The following is a 16418-nucleotide window of genomic DNA, read 5'->3' as shown; positions in this document are numbered from 1 at the left end:
GCGGGCCGCGCCAGGGCTGGCAGGAATGATGGGGCAATTGTCTCGAATGCCAGCCCGCCGCTTCCTAGACTGGGCCGATCCCCAACCTGGACCACCTGGAGTCTCCCCATGAAGATCGGCATGCTCGTCTTTCCCGACATCACCGCGACCGACTACGCCGCGCCCGCGGACCTGCTGGTGCGCATTCCCGGCGCCAGCCTCTCGCTGGTGTGGAAGCACACCGACCCGATCCGCACCGAGCTCGGCTGGGAGTTCCGCGCCACGCGGGCGATGGCCGACTGCCCGCAGTTCGACATGCTCGTGGTGCCCGGCGGCCCCGGCGTCGCGGCGCTGTTCGAGGACCGCGAGACGGTCGACTTCCTCGCGCGCCAGGGCCGCGGCGCGCGCTGGGTGGTCGGCATCTGCACCGGCCCGCTGCTGCTGGGCGTGGCCGGCCTGCTCGAGGGTTACGAGGCCACCTGCCACTGGGCCTCGCACGAACTGCTGGCGATGGTCGGTGCGACGCCGCGCGACCAGCGCGTGGTGGTCGACCGCAACCGCATCACCGGCGCCGGCGTGACCTCGGGCATCGACTGCGCGCTGCGCGCGATCGCGCAGGCCACCGACGACGACACGGCGCGCGCGATCCAGCTGTTCGCCGAGTACGACCCGCAGCCGCCGTTCGACAGCGGCGCGCCGGCCAAGGCGCCGGCCCACATCGTCGAGGCGGCGCGCGCGCGCGTGGCCGGCGTGGTGGCCGAGCGGCGCGCGATCCTGGCGCGCATCGGGCGCACGGCCCCGGTGACCGCCTGAAGCGAGGGAGGACGACATGACCATGTCCCTGCCCCGCCGCTCGGCACTGGCCCTCGGCGCCGGCCTGCTCGCCGCGCCCTTCCTGCGCGCGCGGGCCGAAGGCAACCCGATCCGCATCCTCGTCGGCTACGCGGCCGGCGGCCCGGCCGACATCGCCGCGCGCATCGTGGCCGAGAAGCTCGCGCTGCAGCTGCAGCAGCCGGTGGTGGTCGACAACCGGCCCGGCGCCGGCGGCCAGCTCGCGGCGATCGCGCTCAAGACCGCGCCGGCCGACGGTTCGGTGCTGATGCTGACCAACACCCACACGGTGGCGACGGTGCCGCTGACGGTGAAGAACCCGGGCTTCTCGACCACGCGCGACTTTCGGCCCGTGGGCAGCGTCGCCACCTTCGAGCTGGCGCTCGCGACGAATCCCGCGACCACCAGCGCCTCGAACCTCGCGGCCTTCGGGCGCTGGCTGGCCACGCACCGCGGCGACGCCGCCATCGGCGTGCCGGCCGCGGCCAGCGCGCCCGAGTTCATGGCGAGCCGGATCGCGCGCCACTTCCAGGTCGAGAGCCTGCCCGTGCCCTACAAGGGCTCGGCGCCGATGCTGCCCGACCTGCTCGGCGGCACGCTGCACGGCGCGATCACCAGCGTGTCGGACTTCCTGCCCTACCACCGCAGCGGCCGGCTGCGCATCCTCGCGTCGACGCGGCGCACGCCGCTGCTGCCCGAGGTGCCGTCGTTCGAGGAGGCAGGCCTGCCCGGCATGGAGCTCACCGAGCTGCTGGGCCTCTACGCGGGCGCCGGCGTGCCCGAGGCCACGGTGGCGCGCTACAACGCCGCGCTGGCGCAGGTGCTCGCGCAGCCCGAGGTGGTCGAGAAGTTCAGGGGCCTCGACATGACGACCGTGCCCGGCACGCCGGCCGACCAGGGCGAGCGGCTCGCGAAGATCGACCGCATGCTCGGGCAGCTCGTGAAGGATTCGGGCTTCAGGCTCTGAGTCAGACCTCGGCGGGCTCGCAGCGCACCGCGTCGCCCGCGCGCAGCGGGCCGCCCGCGAGCACGCGCGCGGTCAGCCCGCCATGGCCGCGCATCGCGTTGTAGCCGCCCGGGCCCAGCAGTTCCTCCATGCGCGAGCAGGGCTCGCACGGGCCCGTGATCTCGAGCCGCACCGTGTCGCCGAGCCGCAGCACCAGCGGCTGGTCGCGGAACAGCGAGCGCGCGGCGATCAGGTTCAGGCCCGACACCACGAGGTTGCGCCGCAGCAGCGCGGCGTCGACGGCCGCATGGCCGGCCAGCGCGGCGATCGCGCCCAGGTGCTCGGCCTGGATCAGCGTGACCTGGCGCTTGCCGCCGGGCCGGGCCGCGCTCGCGCGGTCGCCTTCCAGTCCCAGGCCCGCGAGCGCCCGCGCGCCCTCGACGGCCTGCACCGGCTGGCGCCGCGCGGGCCGCAGGTAGACGGCCTCGAGGCGGCCGGCGCGCGGAAACTGGCGCATGAGTTCGCGAAGGTCGGGCATGCGCGCGATTGTCCGTGGCTCCCGGCGGAGGCCAGGAAAACCACGACGGCGATACAAATTGCAATAACTGGCGACAATCCAGGGAAAACGCCTGCCGCCATGTCCACGCCTCTTCCGGAAACCCCAGAACCCGTGTCGCTGACCCCCGCGCTGGTGGTCGAGGACGATCCGGCCATGCAGCAGCGGCTGGCCCACGTGCTCGGCACGCTGGGCTGCACCGCGCCGCAGATCGCCTGGGCCGACAGCGTGGCCTCGGCGCAAGCGCTGCTGGCCGGGCGCAGCTTCGGCGTGGCGCTGGTCGACATCGGGTTGCCCGACGGCAGCGGCGTCGACCTGATCGGCTGGCTGCGCGCGCACCATCCGCGGCTGCCGGCCGTGGTGATCTCGGCCTACCGCACCGAGGAAACCATCTTCGCGGCGCTGCGCGCGGGCGCCATCGGCTACCTGCTGAAGGAACGCGACGACCTCGAGCTCGGCATCGCGCTGCGCAGCATCGCGCAGGGCGGCGCGCCGATCGATCCCGCGATCGCACGACGCATCCTGGGCTGGCTCACGCTCCAGCCGAGCGCGCTGCCGGTCCCGGCCATGACCGCCGACACCCAGCCGGGCGAGCTGCTACCCGCCTCGGCGGGGACCCCGGCCGCGCTGCTGAGCCGGCGCGAGCACCGCATCCTCGAACTGGTGTCGCAAGGCCTCAGCAACCGCGACATGGCCGAAATGCTCTCGATCTCCCGATTGACCGTGGAATGCCACACCAAGAACATCTACCGCAAGCTGGCCGTCGGATCGCGTACCGAGGCGGTGTACCAGGCGCGGCTGCACGGGCTGCTGCGCTGAGCTTCCTGCGCCGCCTGGCCGCGGCGCTGGCGCTGCTGCTGTGCGCGCACGGCGCACTGGCCCAGGACTTCCCCGCGCTGCGCATCGAGGCCGTGCGCGCCGCCGGCTGGAACGACACCCGTCCGCCCGAGGACGGCTGGGAGCCGGTCGCCGCCCTGCCCGACAACTGGGCCGACCGCTGGAGCGGCTTCGACGGCGTGGCCTGGTACCGGCTGCGCTGGGAACAGCCCGCCGAGCCGCGCGAAACCGGCCTGCTGCTGCACTACCTCAACATGGCCGGCGCCGTGTACCTCAACGGCACGCCGATCTCGCGCGACGCCAGCCTGGTCGAGCCGCTCACGCGGGCCTGGAACACGCCGCGCTACTGGCTGCTGGCACCGCCGCTGCTGCGCACGGGCACCAACACCTTGCTGGTGCGCGTCTCCGGGCTCGCGGTCTACCAGGCCGGGCTCGGGCCCGTCGTGGTCGGACCGCCGGCCGTGCTGCAGGCCACCTACGAACGCGAGCGCGTGGTGCGGCGCGACCTGCAGGTGCTGGGCCTCGCGGTCAGCGCGGCGGTGTCGGCCTTCTTCGCGGCGCTGTGGCTGCTGCGGCGGCGCGAGACCGCCTACGGCTGGTTCGCGCTGATGTCCATGCTGTGGCTGCTGTTCGGCTACAACCAGATCGCCACCAGCCCCTGGCCCTTCGCCACCACCTCGGCCTGGCAGGCGCTCAACACCTCGCTGCTGCTGGTCTTCAGCACCGCCTACGCGGTGTTCGCGCTGCGCTTCTGCGAGCGCCGCATGCCGCTGCTCGAGGGCGCCTCGCTGCTGGCGGCGGCGATCGGCGTGCTCGACCTGTGGCTGGCCGCGCCCGCGGCGCTGCCGCTGCACCGCGCGGTGTGGACGCTGGTGGGCGGGCTCACGATCATCGTGGTCAACAGCGCCGCCATCGTCCACGCCTGGCGCCACCGCGGCAGCCCGATGCGTTCGCTCGCGCCCTTCATGGCGGTGTCGGGACTCACGGGCGCGCACGACCTGCTGGTGTTCACCCAGGTGATCGACAGCAACACCTACTACACGACCATGTCGTCCTACGCGCTGCTGCTGGGCATGGCGCTGACGCAGGCCGGGCGCTTCGTGCAGAGCCTGCGCCGGATCGAGAACTTCAACACCGAGCTGATCCAGGAGGTGAACGCCGCCAAGGACGAGCTCGCGGCCACGCTGTCGCAGCGCCATGCGCTGGAGCTCGCGCACGCGCGCATCGGCGAGCGCGTGAACCTCGCGAGCGACCTGCACGACGGCCTGGGCGGCATGCTGGTGGGCAGCATCGCGACGCTGGAGCGCACGCCCGAGCACCTGAGCGCACCGCAGCTGCTGGCCATGCTCAAGCGGCTGCGCGACGACCTGCGGCTGATCATCGACACCAACGGCCGCGACGACGGCGCGCACGCGCTCGCGGACCTGGTCGCGCCGCTGCGGCACCGGCTCACGCAACTGCTCGAGGCCAACGGCATCGAATGCCGCTGGCGCGTGGAAGGCCTGCAGGCGCTGACGCTCGCGCCCTCGCAGAACCTCGACCTGCTGCGTTTTTTGCAGGAGGCGCTGACCAACGTGCTGCGCCACAGCGGCGCGCGGCGGGTCGACGTGTCGCTGGTGGAAGAGAACGGCCAGCTGCGGCTGGAGGTGCGCGACGACGGCCGCGGCTTCGAGCCCGAGGCGCCGCCGCGGCCCGAGGGCACCGGCCTGCGCAGCCTGCGCACGCGGGCGCGGCGGCTGGGCGGGGCCTTCGAGATCGCCTCGGCGCCGGGCGCCACCCGCGTCGGGCTGCGGATGCCGGTCGGCGCCGTCTGAGACGACAGGCTAGGGCCTCACTCGGCCCAGGCGATCCAGCCCTGCCAGGCGGTGACGAGGATCAGGATGCCGAAGGCGATGCGATACCAGGCGAAGGGAACGAAGCTGTGCGAGCTGATGTAGCGCAGCAGCCAGCGCACGCACAGCCAGGCACTGAGGAACGAGAACAGCAGGCCGACGGCGAACAGCGGGATGTCGGCCACCGACAGCAGCGAGCGCACCTTGTAGAGGCTGTAGACGCCGGCGCCGATCAGCGTCGGGATCGCCAGGAAGAACGAGAAGTCGGTGGCCGCCTGGCGCGACAGCCCCAGCAGCATGCCGCCGATGATGGTGGAGCCGCTGCGGCTGGTGCCCGGCACCATTGCGAAGCACTGCACCAGGCCGACCTTCAGGGCGTCCCAGGGCGTCATGTCGTCGACGTTCTCGACCCGCACCGAGCCCGGCGGCCGCTTCTCGGCCCACAGGATGATGAAGCCGCCGATGATGAAGGTGCTGGCCACCACGGCCGGCGTGAACAGGTGTTCCTTGATCACCTTGCCGAACAGCAGGCCCAGCACCACCGCGGGCAGGAAGCCGATCAGCACGTTGAGCGCGAAGCGCTGCGCCTTGGCCTGGCGCGGCAGCGCCACCACGGTCGAGCGGATCTTCTGCCAATAGACCATGATCACCGCGAAGATCGCGCCGGTCTGGATCGCGATCTCGAACACCTTGCCGCGCTCGTCGTCGAAGCCGCCGAGCAGCGAGCCCGCAAGAATCAGGTGGCCGGTCGACGAGATCGGCAGAAATTCGGTCAACCCCTCCACGATGCCCATGACGGCGGCCTTGACCAGCAGAACGATATCCAACGCGTACTCCTTGAAAGAGCGGCAATTATCGCGAGGGAGCCGGTCAGGTCCGGTTCAGGCTCCGCGGGCCGCCGCCGTGGCCCGTTCGCCCATCTTCGTATCGTTCTATGACATACCTAGTTTGGGGGATGGCGCCGACCGCCGGGCGCGGTCACAGTCCCATCGCGCCGGCGTCCCGCGCCGGCGGCCAACCGAAGGACATTGCATGCTCGCCCCCGCGCCCGAGCGCGAAAAAGACGCCCACGAACTGCTGCTGTGCCTCGAGGAGCATGCGTCGACCGCCGACGATTACGCCGCGCATGCGCGCCACGGTGCGCGCCGCCGCGAGACCGACCGGCAGGCCGCCCTGTCCCGCGCCACCCGCGCCACGGGTGCCTCGACCGGTGAACTGGAACGGCTCGCGCGCTGCCTGGGCGAGATCGATCGCCGCGGCCGCGGCGCCACGCTGGTCGCCGAGGGCCAGGTCGCGGCCGATCGGATGTCGCAGCGCATGCAGCCGCTGGACCTGGAAGACGGGCACATGGCCTGGCAGACGGCCGGTGCGGCCGAATACATCGAGCGCGGCCTGACGCAGGCGCTCGACCCCGCCCACGACCGCAAGTGGTATGTGCGCTGGCAGCTCTGGAGCTTCCTGCTCGGCGGCGCCGACGCCGCCCCCGCGCTCGCGCTGCAGGGCCTGGCGCTGCGGCCCTGCGCGCCGCGCGACCCGCAGGCCGACCTCACGGCGCGCGCGCGCCGCATCCTCGAGAGCTGGCGCCGCACCTCGGGCCCCTGCTTCTGGAGCGCGATGGAGGACTGCGTACGGCAGCAGGGCTTCTCGCTCGAAACCCAGGCCTACCTGATGCACGCGGTGGCGACGCTGTTCGACGGCGATGCGATGAAGCTCTCGAATGCCGAGTGCGAACGCCTCAACGAACTGCTGGTCGAGACCTACTGCGATGCGCTGGGCACCAGCGGCACCATGCCTTCGGCCGAGATCTACCGCCGCCTGGCCGAGGGCCTGCAGGCCGCGGACCGCGCGACCGGACGCCCGCGCACGCTCGGGCGCAGCGACGCGGCGCAGCTCGCCGCCACCGCGATCTACACGCTGCTGCGCGGCGACCGTTCAGCCTGAGGTGCGCCGGCGCAGCGCGCGCACCGCGCTGTCGACCGTGGTCAGCACCGGCAGCCCCGAGGCGCTCTCGCAGGCCGCGCGTGCGCGCGCCATGCTGAACTGCGCGAGCGCGATGTGGCTGCAGCCCTGCGCGCGCAAGGCCTCTGCCTGCTTGGCGATCAACGCATCGTGCCGCGCCCCGTCGCCCGCATTCAGCGCCTCGAGCGCCTCTTCGGCGAGTGCCGGCACCAGCGCGACGCCGGCCGGGAATTCTGGCGGCATCGAGGCCAGCGTGGGCGCGAAGCTGGCGATCAATCCGAGCCGCGCGCCGGGGCCTGCTTCATGCAGCGCCTGCACCACCTCTTCCACCATCGCTTCGTTGGGCTTGAGCACCGGCAGCGGCGCATGCTGCCGCGCCACCGCCTCGATGCAGGGACCGAAGGCCGAACAGGTGAAGAGGATGCCCTCGGCGCCGGTGTCGACCGCGTACTGCGCGAGCCGCTGGAAGCGCTCGTGCATGGCCGCGTCGAGCCCGCGCCCGCCGCGCGCGAGATCGGCCGACAGGCTGTCGTCGAGCAGGTTCATGCGCAGCGCCTGCGGCCAGTCGCGCGCGAAGGCTTCGTTGATGGGTGCGACCGAATGCGCGAGCGCGTGGATCAGGGCGATGCGGGTCATGGGAACGCGATGCGGCTCAGATGCCCTTCGACGAGGGATTGGCGAAGGCGTCCTTCGTCTCGGCGTTGAGCGGGTAGTTGATGTTGATGCCCTTGGGCGGAATGGGCGAGGTGAACCACTTGCCGTAGAGCGTCTCCATCTCGCCGGACTTCATCATGCCCGAGACCACGCGGTCGACGATGGCCTTGAAGGCCGGATCGTCCTTGCGGAACATCAGCGACTGGTTCTCGGTGCGCAGGCTCTCGCCGGTGATCACGAAATCCTTCGGGTTGCGCGCGTTCGCGAGCTGGCCGGCCAGCAGGATGTCGTCGAGCACGAAGGCCTGCGCGCGGCCGCTCTCCACCAGCAGGAAGGAGTCGCTGTGGTCCTTGCCGCCGAGGCTCGTGACCTCGAGGTTGCGGCCCTTGTCGGCTTCGCGCAGCAGCCGGAACGAGGTGGTGCCGGTGGTGGTCACCACGGTCTTGCCCTGCAGGTCGGCGATGCTCTTGATGCCCGAATCGGCCTTCACGAGCATGCGCACGTTGTAGCGGAAGATGTCCGGGGAGAAGGCCACCAGCTTCTGGCGCTCGACCAGGTTGGTGGTGGAGCCGCACTCGATGTCGACCGTGCCGTTCTGCACCAGCGGGATGCGGTTGGCCGAGGTCACGGCCTGGTAGCGGATCTCGATCGCCGGCATTTTGAGTTCGCTCTTCACCGCTTCCACGATGCGCTTGCAGATCTCGATGCTGTAGCCGACCGGCTTGAGGTTGGCGTCGAGGTACGAGAAGCCGAACGAGGATTCGCGGTAACCGAAGGTGATGGCGCCGCTGGCCTTGATCTTGGCGAGGGTGTCGCTCTCCTGCGCGCTCGCGCAGAGCGCCGGCAGCACGAGGGCGGCAGCGAGCAGGAAGGAAAACGGCAGGCGTGGCTTGGGCATGGAGGTGCTCCTCGAGGCGGTGGGTGAAAGAAAAGGGGAAGGAAGAAGCGCGGGCTCAGCCCGCGGCGCGGCGCGTGACCGCGTCGATGGCATCGGCGAGCCGCGCGACGATCTCGTGCAGTTCGTCGCGCGTGGCGACGAAGGGCGGCGCGAGCAGCACGTGGTCGCCCTGGCGGCCATCGACCGTGCCGCCGAAGGGATAGCACAGCAGCCCGCGCGCCATCGCCTCCTTCTTGACGGCCGCATGCAGCTTGAGCGCGGGGTCGAAGGGCGTCTTGCCCGCGCGCTCGGCCACCAGCTCGAGGCCCCAGAAGAAGCCGCGGCCGCGGATGTCGCCCACGTGCGGATGCGCGCCGAGCGCCTCGGCCAGCATCGCGCCGAAGGCCGTGCCGTCCTCGCGCACCTTCGCGACCAGGCCTTCGCGCCGTATCGTCTGCTGCACCGCGAGCGCGGCCGCGCAGGCCATCGGATGGCCGAGGTAGGTGTGACCATGCTGGAAGAAGCCGCTGCCCTGCGACATCGCATCGACCACCCTGCGCTGCGCGAGCACCGCGCCCACCGGCTGGTAGCCGCCGCCCAGGCCCTTGGCGATGGTCATCAGGTCGGGCACCACGCCCTCCTGCTCGCAGGCATGCAAGGTGCCGGTGCGGCCCATGCCGCACATCACCTCGTCGAGGATCAGCAGCACGCCGTACCTGTCGCAGACCGCGCGCACCGCCTGGAAGTAGCCGGGCACCGGCACCAGCACGCCCGCGGTGGCGCCGCCCACGGTCTCGGCGACGAAGGCGATCACGCGGTCGGCGCCCTGCGCAAGGATCGCGGCCTCGAGCTCGTTCGCGAGCCGCTGGCCGTACTGCGCGGGGCTCTCGTCGGCGCGCTGCTCGCGGTAGGGATAGCAGGGCGACACATGCGTGGCCGGCACCAGGATCGGCGCGAAGGGCTCGCGCCGCCAGGCATTGCCGCCGACCGCGAGCGCGCCCAGCGTGTTGCCGTGGTAGCTCTGCCGCCGCGCGATGAAGTGGGTGCGCTGCGGCTGGCCGATCTCCACGAAGTACTGGCGCGCCATCTTGAGCGCCGCCTCCACCGCCTCGGAACCGCCGCTCACGAGGTAGGCATGGCTCATGCCCTCGGGCGCCGCGCCGATCAGCTCGTCGGCCAGGCGCTCGGCCACCTCGCTGGTGAAGAAGCTGGTGTGGGCATAGGCCAGCCGGTCGATCTGCGCATGCATCGCGGCCAGCACCTCGGGATGCGCGTGGCCCAGCGAGGACACGGCCGCGCCGCCCGAGGCATCGAGGTATTCGCGGCCCTCGGCGTCGCGGATGTAGAGGCCATGCGAGCCCGTGGCGACGGGCGGGGTCTGGCGGAGATGGCGATGGAAGACGTGCGTCATGGCGTGAGGACAGGCGGATGGAGACTGGAACTAACGTTTCGGCCCAATTATTTCTTGGAACATTTGTTCCGTCAACTGCTCCACTCGCTTCACCCGTTCCAGCCCCGGCCCGGAACGCCGGGCGCGCCTCCGGTACATTCGTTCCAACGCCAGAGACAACGAGGAACGCCGCCATGGGCGCCAGAGACCAGATCCGCCAGCGCTTCGACGACCTGAGCCCCGCGCTGCAGCAGGTGGCGCGCTACGTGCTCGACCATCCGAACGAGGTGGTCACGGGCTCGATGCGCAACATCGGCACGCGCGCGCAGAGCACGCCCGCCACGCTGGTGCGCTTCGCCCAGACGCTGGGCTTCGACGGCTGGCCGCAGCTCAAGGCCGCCTTCGCCGCCGACATGGGCCTGGGCGCCGAGGCCTACGGCGCGCGCGCCCAGCAGCTCGTGGGCCGCGCGCGCGACCGCGGCCTGACCGGCGAGATGTTCGAGGTGCAGCGGCGCAACCTCGAGACCACGCAGCAGCAGAGCGAAGCGGCGTTGCAGAAGGTCTGCGCGCTGATGGAGAAGGCGCCGGCGGTGCATGCGGCGGGCTTTCGCGCCTGCTACCCGATCGCCTTCTCCTTCGTCTACGTGTACCGGCTCTTTCGCGGCAGCGTGCATCTGGTCGACGGCCAGGGCGGCACGCTCGAGATGCAGCAGCGCGCCTTCGGGCGCGGCGACGTGGTGCTGATCGCGAGCTTCGCGCCCTACTCGCGCGAGGCGCTGCAGGTGGCCGAGGCCGCCAAGGCCGCGGGCGCCCGCATCGTGGCGCTGACCGACAGCCTCGGCTCGCCGATTTCGCTGCGCGCCGACGAGACCCTGCTGTTCACCATCCACAGCCCCTCGTTCTTTCCCTCGGTGGCCGCGGGCGTGGCCGTGGCCGAGGCGCTGGTCGAGCTGCTCGCGAGCCGCGCGGGCAAGGCCGTGATCCGGCGCATCGACCAGGCCGAGGCGCAGCTGTTCGAGTCGGGAGCCTACCTGGTGCCGCCGGTGGCGCGCGGCGGCTGAGCGCGCGGAACCACCGGCAAAGCCACGCAGTCCAACCCCGGTCGCGGTCGCGCGTCCTGCTGTCGCCGCGACAGGAGGTAAAGACCATGAAGCAAGTGAAGCATTGGCAAGACCCGGTCAACGTCGTCCTCGGCGTCTGGCTGGTCGTCTCGCCCTGGGTCCTGGGTTTCCAGGGCCATGCGCTCGCCATGTGGGGCGCGATCGTCACCGGGCTCGTGCTCGGTGCCGTGGCACTGGGGGCGACCTTCGTGCCGAAGGCCTGGGAAGAGTGGACCGAGGCCGCGCTCGCGGTCTGGCTCGCGGTGTCGCCGTGGGTGCTGGGCTTCGGCACGCTCGAGGTGGCGCTGGTCAATGCGGTGTTCGTGGCCGCAGCGATCCTGGTGCTGGCGCTGTGGGTGCTGGTGACCGACAAGGACTATCTCGGCGGCATGACGGACCGCCCGGCCCATTGAACCGCTGAAGGTCCGGCTTCGAACGCCGCCGGCCGCGAGAACACGCGCGGCGCGGCGGCGACTTCAGGGGCGCGCGCGCAGCCGCGTGCGTCCGCCACCCCTTCCCGGCCCGTGCCCCACCGGCGCGTTCAGCGCGTGGCGGGCTGCGTGCCGGCGTCGGCCATCCACTCGGCGTGCCAGCCGCCGCCGAGCGCCTGGATCAGCGCGATCGCCGAGGTCTGGCGGTTGACCTGCAGCTGCACCAGCGTGCGGCGCGCATTGAGCGCGGCCACCTGCGCGGTCACGACGTCCGTGTAGTTGACCTGCGCCGCGCGGTAGCGGTTGAGCAGCTGCTGCTCGGTCTTGTCGGCCGCGGCCGAGGCCTCGCGCCGCAGCCCTTCCTGCTGCGCCAGCGTGGCGCCCGCGCTGAGCTGGTCCTCCACCGCCTGGAAGGCCGCGAGTACGGTCTGGCGGTAGCGCGCCACCGCCGCCTCGTGGCTGGCCTTGGCCGAGTCGACGTTGGCCTCGATGGCGCCCGCGTCGAACACCACCTGCGCCACCGACAGCCCGAGCGCCCACAGGGTGTTCGAGGCATTGAACAGGTCCTTGACCTTGCTCGCATTGCTCGAGACCGAGGCGTTGAGGCTGAAGTTCGGGAAGTAGGCCGCGCGCGCGATGCCGATCTGCGCATTGGCCGCGGCCACCGAGCGCTCGGCCGCCGCGATGTCGGGGCGGCGCTGCAGCAGCGTCGAGGGCACGCCGCTCGGCACGCCCGGCACGGTCGGCGTCCACTTCGCGGCCGCCAGGCTGAAGTCGGCCGGCGCCGCGCCCACGAGCACCGCGATCGCATGCTCGTAGGTGGCGCGCGTGCGCTGCAGGCCGACGCGCTCGGCGCGCGCGTTCACGAGCTGGGTCTGCGCCTGCAGCACGTCGGTCTGCGCGGCGATGCCGGCCTGGTAGCGGTTGTTGGTGATCTCGTAGGCGCGCTGGTAGCCCTCGATGGTCTCGTCGAGCAGCACCATCTCGGCATCGGCCTCGCGCAGCGAGAAGTAGTTGGTCGCGACCGCGCCCACCGCCGACAGCCGCGCGGCCGCGAGGTCGGCCTCGCTGGCCTGCGCATTGGCCTGCGCGCTGCTGACCGCCGCGCGCAGCCGGCCCCAGACGTCGGGCGACCAGTCGGCCGCGAGCGAGGCGGAGAAGTTGTTCGAGGGATTGCTGTCGCCGCCGATGTTGCCGCTGCGCTTGCCGCTGCCGCTCAGCGAGACCGAGGGGAACAGCGCCGCGCGCTCGCCGCGCACCAGCGCCTGCGCCTGCGCATAGTTGGCGACCGCGGCCGCGATGTTCTGGTTCGACACCTGCACCCGGCCCGCGAGCTCGTCGAGCAACGGATCGCCGAAGAGCTTCCACCATTCGCCGCGCTCGAGCGTGTCGGCCGGCGCGGCCGGCAGCCAGCCCTCGGCGGTCTTCTGCTCCTTCCAGCCCGCGGGCGACACGGCGACGGGCACCTGGTAGGCCGGCCCGACGGCGCAGCCCGCGAGCAGCGCCGCGAGCGTCGCGGCCAGCGCGATGCGCTTCGGGAACAAAGGGGTCTGGAACAGGGAGGCGGGCATTCTTCGGATGGCGCGTGCGGGCCGTGGTGTCTTTGTCGTTGCGGTCATGGCTGGACCTCCATCGTGCGGCTCAGGTGGCTCTCGTCGGCGCCGCGGCGGCGCAGCTTGTCGAGCAGCAGGTAGACCACCGGCGTGGTGAGCAGGGTCAGCACCTGGCTGGCGATCAGCCCGCCGATGATCGCCACGCCCAGCGGCCGGCGCAGCTCGGCGCCCTCGCCGAAGCCGATCGCCAGCGGCAGCGCGCCGAGCGCGGCCGCCAGGGTGGTCATGAGGATCGGGCGGAAGCGCAGCAGGCAGGCCTCGCGCACCGCTTCCAGCGGGCTCAGGCCGCGCGAGCGCTCGGCCTCGAGCGCGAAGTCGATGATCAGGATGGCGTTCTTCTTCACGATGCCGATCAGGAGGAACACGCCTATCAGCGCGATGATGGAGAACTCCATGCGGAACATCAGCAGCGCCAGCACCGCGCCCACGCCGGCCGAGGGCAGCGTCGACAGCACGGTGATCGGGTGCACCAGGCTCTCGTAGAGGATGCCCAGCACGATGTAGATGACCACCAGCGCGGCCAGGATCAGCATCGCCTGCTGGCCCTGCGACTGCTGCGCCGCGAGCGCCGTGCCCGCGAACGCGCCGCGCACGTTGATCGGCATCGCGATGTTGGCCTCGGCCTTGGCGATGGCCTCGCGCGCATCGCCGAGGTTGGCGCCCTCGGCCAGGTTGAACGAGATCGTGGTGGCCAGTTCGCCGTCCTCGTGGCTCACCGAGGTCGCGACCGAGCGCTCGATGAACTTTGCCACCGAGGACAGCGGCACCAGCGCGGTCGGCGTGTTGCTCAGCACGTTGCCGGTGGAGGCGTTGCGCGAGCCCGCGTTGGCCGACACCGGCACCGAGGGCGTGGTGCTCGAGGCGGTCGAGGCGGTACCGGTCTTCGAGGCCGTGGCCGTGTTGGTGGTGGCCACCGAGGTCGACTGGTTGGTCGTGCCGTTGGCCGCCACCTGCGTGGTCACGGTCTGGCCCGCCACCACCGAGGTGCGCGTGGCCGGCACGTAGATGTCGCGCAGCGCGTTCGGGCTGCGCGTGTAGCGCGGCGCCCATTCCATCACCACGTGGTACTGGTTGAGCTCGGTGTAGATGGTCGCCACCTGGCGCTGGCCGAAGGCGTTGTAGAGCGCGTTGTCCACCGCCTGAGAGGTCAGGCCGAGCCGGCGCGCGCTGTCGGGGTCGACCTCGGCCACCGTTTCCACGCCGTTCTGGTCCTGGTCGGTGTCGATGTCCGTGAGGTTCGGCTGCAGCCGCAGCTCGTCGGCCAGCTTGCCGGCCCAGGTGCGCAGGTCGGCCAGGTTGTCGCTCTTGAGCGTGTACTGGTAGGTGGAGTTGCTCGAGCGCCCGCCCGAGCGCACGTCCTGCACCGTGTTGAGGAACACGCGCAGGCCGGTCACCTGATTGAGCTGCGGCCGCAGCCGCGCGATCACGGCCATCCCGCTCTCCGTGCGCTGGTCCACGGGCTTGAGATTGACGAACATGAAGCCGCCGCCCGCGCGCGAGCCGCCGATGAAGCCCGTGACCGTGTCGACCGCCGGGTCGCGCCGGATGATGTCGACCACCTCGCGCAGCTTGGCCGCGAGCGCCTGCGAGGAGATGCTCTGGTCGGCGCGCAGGCCGCCGTTGAGCTGGCCGCTGTCCTGCTGCGGGAAGAAGCCCTTGGGCGCCGCGCTGAACAGGTAGACGTTGAGCCCGATCACCGCCAGCAGGATCAGCGTCACCAGCGCCTTGCTGTCGAGCGCCCAGTCGAGGCTGACCTCGTAGCGCTTGAGCACCCATTCGTAGCTGCGCTCCGACCAGCGCGCGAGCCGGCCGCGCGGCTTGCTCTTCTCGGCCTCGCCGCCGCGCTTGAGCAGCCAGGCGCACATCATCGGCGTGGTGGTCAGCGAGATGACCAGCGAGATCATCACCGCCGCCGACAGCGTGACCGCGAACTCGCGGAACAGCCGCCCGACCTGGCCGCCCATGAACAGCAGCGGAATGAACACCGCCACCAGCGACACGCTGATCGACAGCACCGTGAAGCCCACCTCCTTGGCGCCGAGCAGCGCGGCCTTCATGCGCGTCATGCCGGCCTCGATGTGGCGGCTGGTGTTCTCGAGCACCACGATCGCGTCGTCGACCACGAAGCCCGTGGCCACCGTGAGCGCCATCAGGCTCAGGTTGTTGAGGCTGAAGCCCAGCAGGTACATCACGCCGAAGGTGCCGAGCAGCGCGACCACCGTGGCCACGGCGGGCACCACCGTGGCGCGCGCGCTGCGCAGGAACAGGCTGACCACCAGCACCACCAGCAGCACCGAGGCCACCAGCGTGAACTCGACCTCGTGCAGCGAGGCACGGATCGAGCTGGTGCTGTCGGAGGCCACGCGCAGCTCGACGTCGGGCGGCAGCTGAGACTGCAGTTCGGGCAGCAGCGCGCGCACGCCGTCGACCGTCTCGATGATGTTGGCCGAGGGCTGGCGCGTGATCAGCACGATCACCGCCGGTTCGCCGTTGAACAGGCCCAGCGTGCGCGTGTCCTCGACGCCGTCGTAGACCTCGGCCACATCGGCCAGCCGCACCGCCGCGCCGTTGCGCCAGGCCACCAGCATGGTGGCGTAGTCGCTCGCGCGCAGCGCCGGCGTCTGGGTATAGACCTGCAGCTTGCGCCCTTCGCCCTGCACCATGCCCTTGGGCCGGTTGGCGTTCGAGGCCTGGATCGCGGCACGCACGTCTTCGGTGCTGATGCCGTAGCGGTTGAGCGCGAACGGCAGCAGCTCGATGCGCACGGCCGGCAGCGAGCCGCCGCCGATCTCCACGTCGCCCACGCCGTCGACCTGCGACAGCCGCTGGCTCACGATGTTCGACACGGCGTCGTAGATCTGGCCCGGGGTCTTGGTCTTGGAGGTCAGCGCCAGGATGATGACCGGCGACGAGGCCGGGTTGGCCTTGCGGTAGGTCGGGTTGCTGCGCAGGGTGGCGGGCAGGTCGACGCGGCTCGCGTTGATCGCGGCCTGCACCTCGCGCGCGGCGCCGTCGATGTTGCGGCTGAGGTCGAACTGCAGGGTGACGCGGGTGGAGCCGACCGAGCTGGTCGAGGTCATCTCGTTGACGCCGGCGATGGTGCCCAGGTGGCGTTCCAGGGGCGTGGCAACGCTCGTGGCCATGGTCTCGGGGCTGGCGCCCGGGATGGAGGCGCGGACCGAGATGACGGGGTAGTCGACTTGCGGTAGGGGGGAGACCGGGAGGACGAAGAAGGCTGCGATGCCTGCCAGGGCCACGCCTATGGTCAGGAGGACTGTGCCTATGGGGCGGCGGACGAAGGGGCGGGAGAGGTTCATCTCTTGCCTCCTGCGTTCATGGTGTGCAACGGTCTTGCTTTTTGCTGAGGCTGTTGGCCGGGTCTCGCCCCGGCGGGCGACTTACTTTTCTTGTCT

The 16418-nt window shown here is 71.3% G+C and carries 14 protein-coding genes; 7 read left to right on the top strand and 7 right to left on the bottom strand.

Annotation, left to right across the window (positions count from 1 at the left end):
• Positions 1-108: 108 nt before the first annotated feature.
• Together KV106_RS22560 and KV106_RS22555 are read left to right on the top strand one after the other, a co-directional pair.
• On the top strand, positions 109-792 hold the full coding sequence (locus KV106_RS22560; RefSeq protein ID WP_261212479.1) for a DJ-1/PfpI family protein: 684 nt from the start codon (positions 109-111) through the stop codon (positions 790-792).
• Between the two features lie 22 nt (positions 793-814).
• Positions 815-1777, top strand: coding sequence for a tripartite tricarboxylate transporter substrate-binding protein (locus KV106_RS22555; RefSeq protein ID WP_261212477.1), 963 nt, complete (start codon positions 815-817; stop codon positions 1775-1777).
• Between the two features lies 1 nt (position 1778).
• Here the strand turns inward: KV106_RS22555 and KV106_RS22550 are convergent, their stop codons facing one another.
• A complete protein-coding gene (locus KV106_RS22550; RefSeq protein ID WP_261212476.1) occupies positions 1779-2294 on the bottom strand; it encodes an MOSC domain-containing protein in 516 nt (171 codons plus the stop codon).
• 99 nt (positions 2295-2393) lie between these two features.
• On the opposite strand from KV106_RS22550, the gene KV106_RS22545 reads away from it, so the two are divergent.
• Together KV106_RS22545 and KV106_RS22540 are read left to right on the top strand one after the other, a co-directional pair.
• Positions 2394-3131, top strand: coding sequence for a response regulator transcription factor (locus KV106_RS22545; RefSeq protein WP_261212474.1), 738 nt, complete (start codon positions 2394-2396; stop codon positions 3129-3131).
• The gene (locus KV106_RS22540; protein ID WP_261212472.1) at positions 3041-4963 is read left to right on the top strand and encodes a sensor histidine kinase; all 1923 of its coding nucleotides are present in this window, start codon (positions 3041-3043) and stop codon (positions 4961-4963) included. The genes KV106_RS22545 and KV106_RS22540 overlap by 91 nt, the downstream gene beginning before the upstream one ends.
• A gap of 17 nt (positions 4964-4980) precedes the next feature.
• Here KV106_RS22540 and KV106_RS22535 read toward each other — a convergent pair whose 3' ends face one another.
• On the bottom strand, positions 4981-5808 hold the full coding sequence (locus KV106_RS22535; protein ID WP_261212470.1) for an undecaprenyl-diphosphate phosphatase: 828 nt from the start codon (positions 5806-5808) through the stop codon (positions 4981-4983).
• A 205-nt stretch (positions 5809-6013) separates the two neighbouring features.
• Here KV106_RS22535 and KV106_RS22530 point away from each other — a divergent pair, with 205 nt between their 5' ends.
• Complete coding sequence (locus KV106_RS22530) at positions 6014-6922, top strand: hypothetical protein (RefSeq protein WP_057592837.1); 909 nt, start codon at positions 6014-6016, stop codon at positions 6920-6922.
• Here the strand turns inward: KV106_RS22530 and KV106_RS22525 are convergent.
• Genes KV106_RS22525 through KV106_RS22515 form a run of 3 tightly spaced genes read right to left on the bottom strand, consistent with a single transcriptional unit; the run spans position 6914 to position 9882 of the window.
• On the bottom strand, positions 6914-7576 hold the full coding sequence (locus KV106_RS22525; protein WP_261212467.1) for an aspartate/glutamate racemase family protein: 663 nt from the start codon (positions 7574-7576) through the stop codon (positions 6914-6916). The genes KV106_RS22530 and KV106_RS22525 overlap by 9 nt on opposite strands.
• 16 nt (positions 7577-7592) lie before the next feature.
• Positions 7593-8492 (bottom strand): amino acid ABC transporter substrate-binding protein, encoded by a 900-nt coding sequence (locus KV106_RS22520; protein ID WP_261212465.1) that lies wholly within the window; start codon positions 8490-8492, stop codon positions 7593-7595.
• Positions 8493-8547: 55 nt separating this feature from the next.
• Complete coding sequence (locus tag KV106_RS22515; RefSeq protein WP_261212463.1) at positions 8548-9882, bottom strand: aspartate aminotransferase family protein; 1335 nt, start codon at positions 9880-9882, stop codon at positions 8548-8550.
• A 173-nt stretch (positions 9883-10055) separates the two neighbouring features.
• Between KV106_RS22515 and KV106_RS22510 the strand changes: the two genes are divergently transcribed.
• Complete coding sequence (locus KV106_RS22510; protein ID WP_057592841.1) at positions 10056-10922, top strand: MurR/RpiR family transcriptional regulator; 867 nt, start codon at positions 10056-10058, stop codon at positions 10920-10922.
• An 86-nt stretch (positions 10923-11008) separates the two neighbouring features.
• Positions 11009-11374: an SPW repeat protein gene (locus tag KV106_RS22505; RefSeq protein WP_057592842.1), complete on the top strand. Its 366-nt coding sequence runs from the start codon at positions 11009-11011 to the stop codon at positions 11372-11374.
• 128 nt (positions 11375-11502) lie between these two features.
• On the opposite strand, the gene KV106_RS22500 is transcribed toward KV106_RS22505, so the two are convergent.
• Together KV106_RS22500 and KV106_RS22495 are read right to left on the bottom strand one after the other, a co-directional pair.
• Positions 11503-12963: an efflux transporter outer membrane subunit gene (locus KV106_RS22500; RefSeq protein WP_261212650.1), complete on the bottom strand. Its 1461-nt coding sequence runs from the start codon at positions 12961-12963 to the stop codon at positions 11503-11505.
• A gap of 44 nt (positions 12964-13007) precedes the next feature.
• Complete coding sequence (locus KV106_RS22495; RefSeq protein ID WP_261212460.1) at positions 13008-16322, bottom strand: efflux RND transporter permease subunit; 3315 nt, start codon at positions 16320-16322, stop codon at positions 13008-13010.
• Between the last annotated feature and the right edge of the window lie 96 nt (positions 16323-16418).

The organism is Variovorax endophyticus (genome assembly GCF_025376855.1).
Classification (GTDB): domain Bacteria; phylum Pseudomonadota; class Gammaproteobacteria; order Burkholderiales; family Burkholderiaceae_C; genus Variovorax.
The sequence above is the reverse complement of the archived record's forward strand: the minus strand, read 5'-3'. Positions and strand labels throughout refer to the sequence as shown.

Bases quoted from the DNA above. Each gene is read 5' to 3' on its own strand.
- KV106_RS22560 (WP_261212479.1), top strand. From the start codon at position 109: ATGAAGATCGGCATGCTCGTCTTTCCCGACATCACCGCGACCGACTAC.
- KV106_RS22555 (WP_261212477.1), top strand. From the start codon at position 815: ATGTCCCTGCCCCGCCGCTCGGCACTGGCCCTCGGCGCCGGCCTGCTC.
- KV106_RS22550 (WP_261212476.1), bottom strand. From the start codon at position 2,294: ATGCCCGACCTTCGCGAACTCATGCGCCAGTTTCCGCGCGCCGGCCGC.
- KV106_RS22545 (WP_261212474.1), top strand. From the start codon at position 2,394: ATGTCCACGCCTCTTCCGGAAACCCCAGAACCCGTGTCGCTGACCCCC.
- KV106_RS22540 (WP_261212472.1), top strand. From the start codon at position 3,041: ATGCCACACCAAGAACATCTACCGCAAGCTGGCCGTCGGATCGCGTAC.
- KV106_RS22530 (WP_057592837.1), top strand. From the start codon at position 6,014: ATGCTCGCCCCCGCGCCCGAGCGCGAAAAAGACGCCCACGAACTGCTG.
- KV106_RS22525 (WP_261212467.1), bottom strand. From the start codon at position 7,576: ATGACCCGCATCGCCCTGATCCACGCGCTCGCGCATTCGGTCGCACCC.
- KV106_RS22520 (WP_261212465.1), bottom strand. From the start codon at position 8,492: ATGCCCAAGCCACGCCTGCCGTTTTCCTTCCTGCTCGCTGCCGCCCTC.
- KV106_RS22515 (WP_261212463.1), bottom strand. From the start codon at position 9,882: ATGACGCACGTCTTCCATCGCCATCTCCGCCAGACCCCGCCCGTCGCC.
- KV106_RS22510 (WP_057592841.1), top strand. From the start codon at position 10,056: ATGGGCGCCAGAGACCAGATCCGCCAGCGCTTCGACGACCTGAGCCCC.
- KV106_RS22505 (WP_057592842.1), top strand. From the start codon at position 11,009: ATGAAGCAAGTGAAGCATTGGCAAGACCCGGTCAACGTCGTCCTCGGC.
- KV106_RS22500 (WP_261212650.1), bottom strand. From the start codon at position 12,963: ATGCCCGCCTCCCTGTTCCAGACCCCTTTGTTCCCGAAGCGCATCGCG.
- KV106_RS22495 (WP_261212460.1), bottom strand. From the start codon at position 16,322: ATGAACCTCTCCCGCCCCTTCGTCCGCCGCCCCATAGGCACAGTCCTC.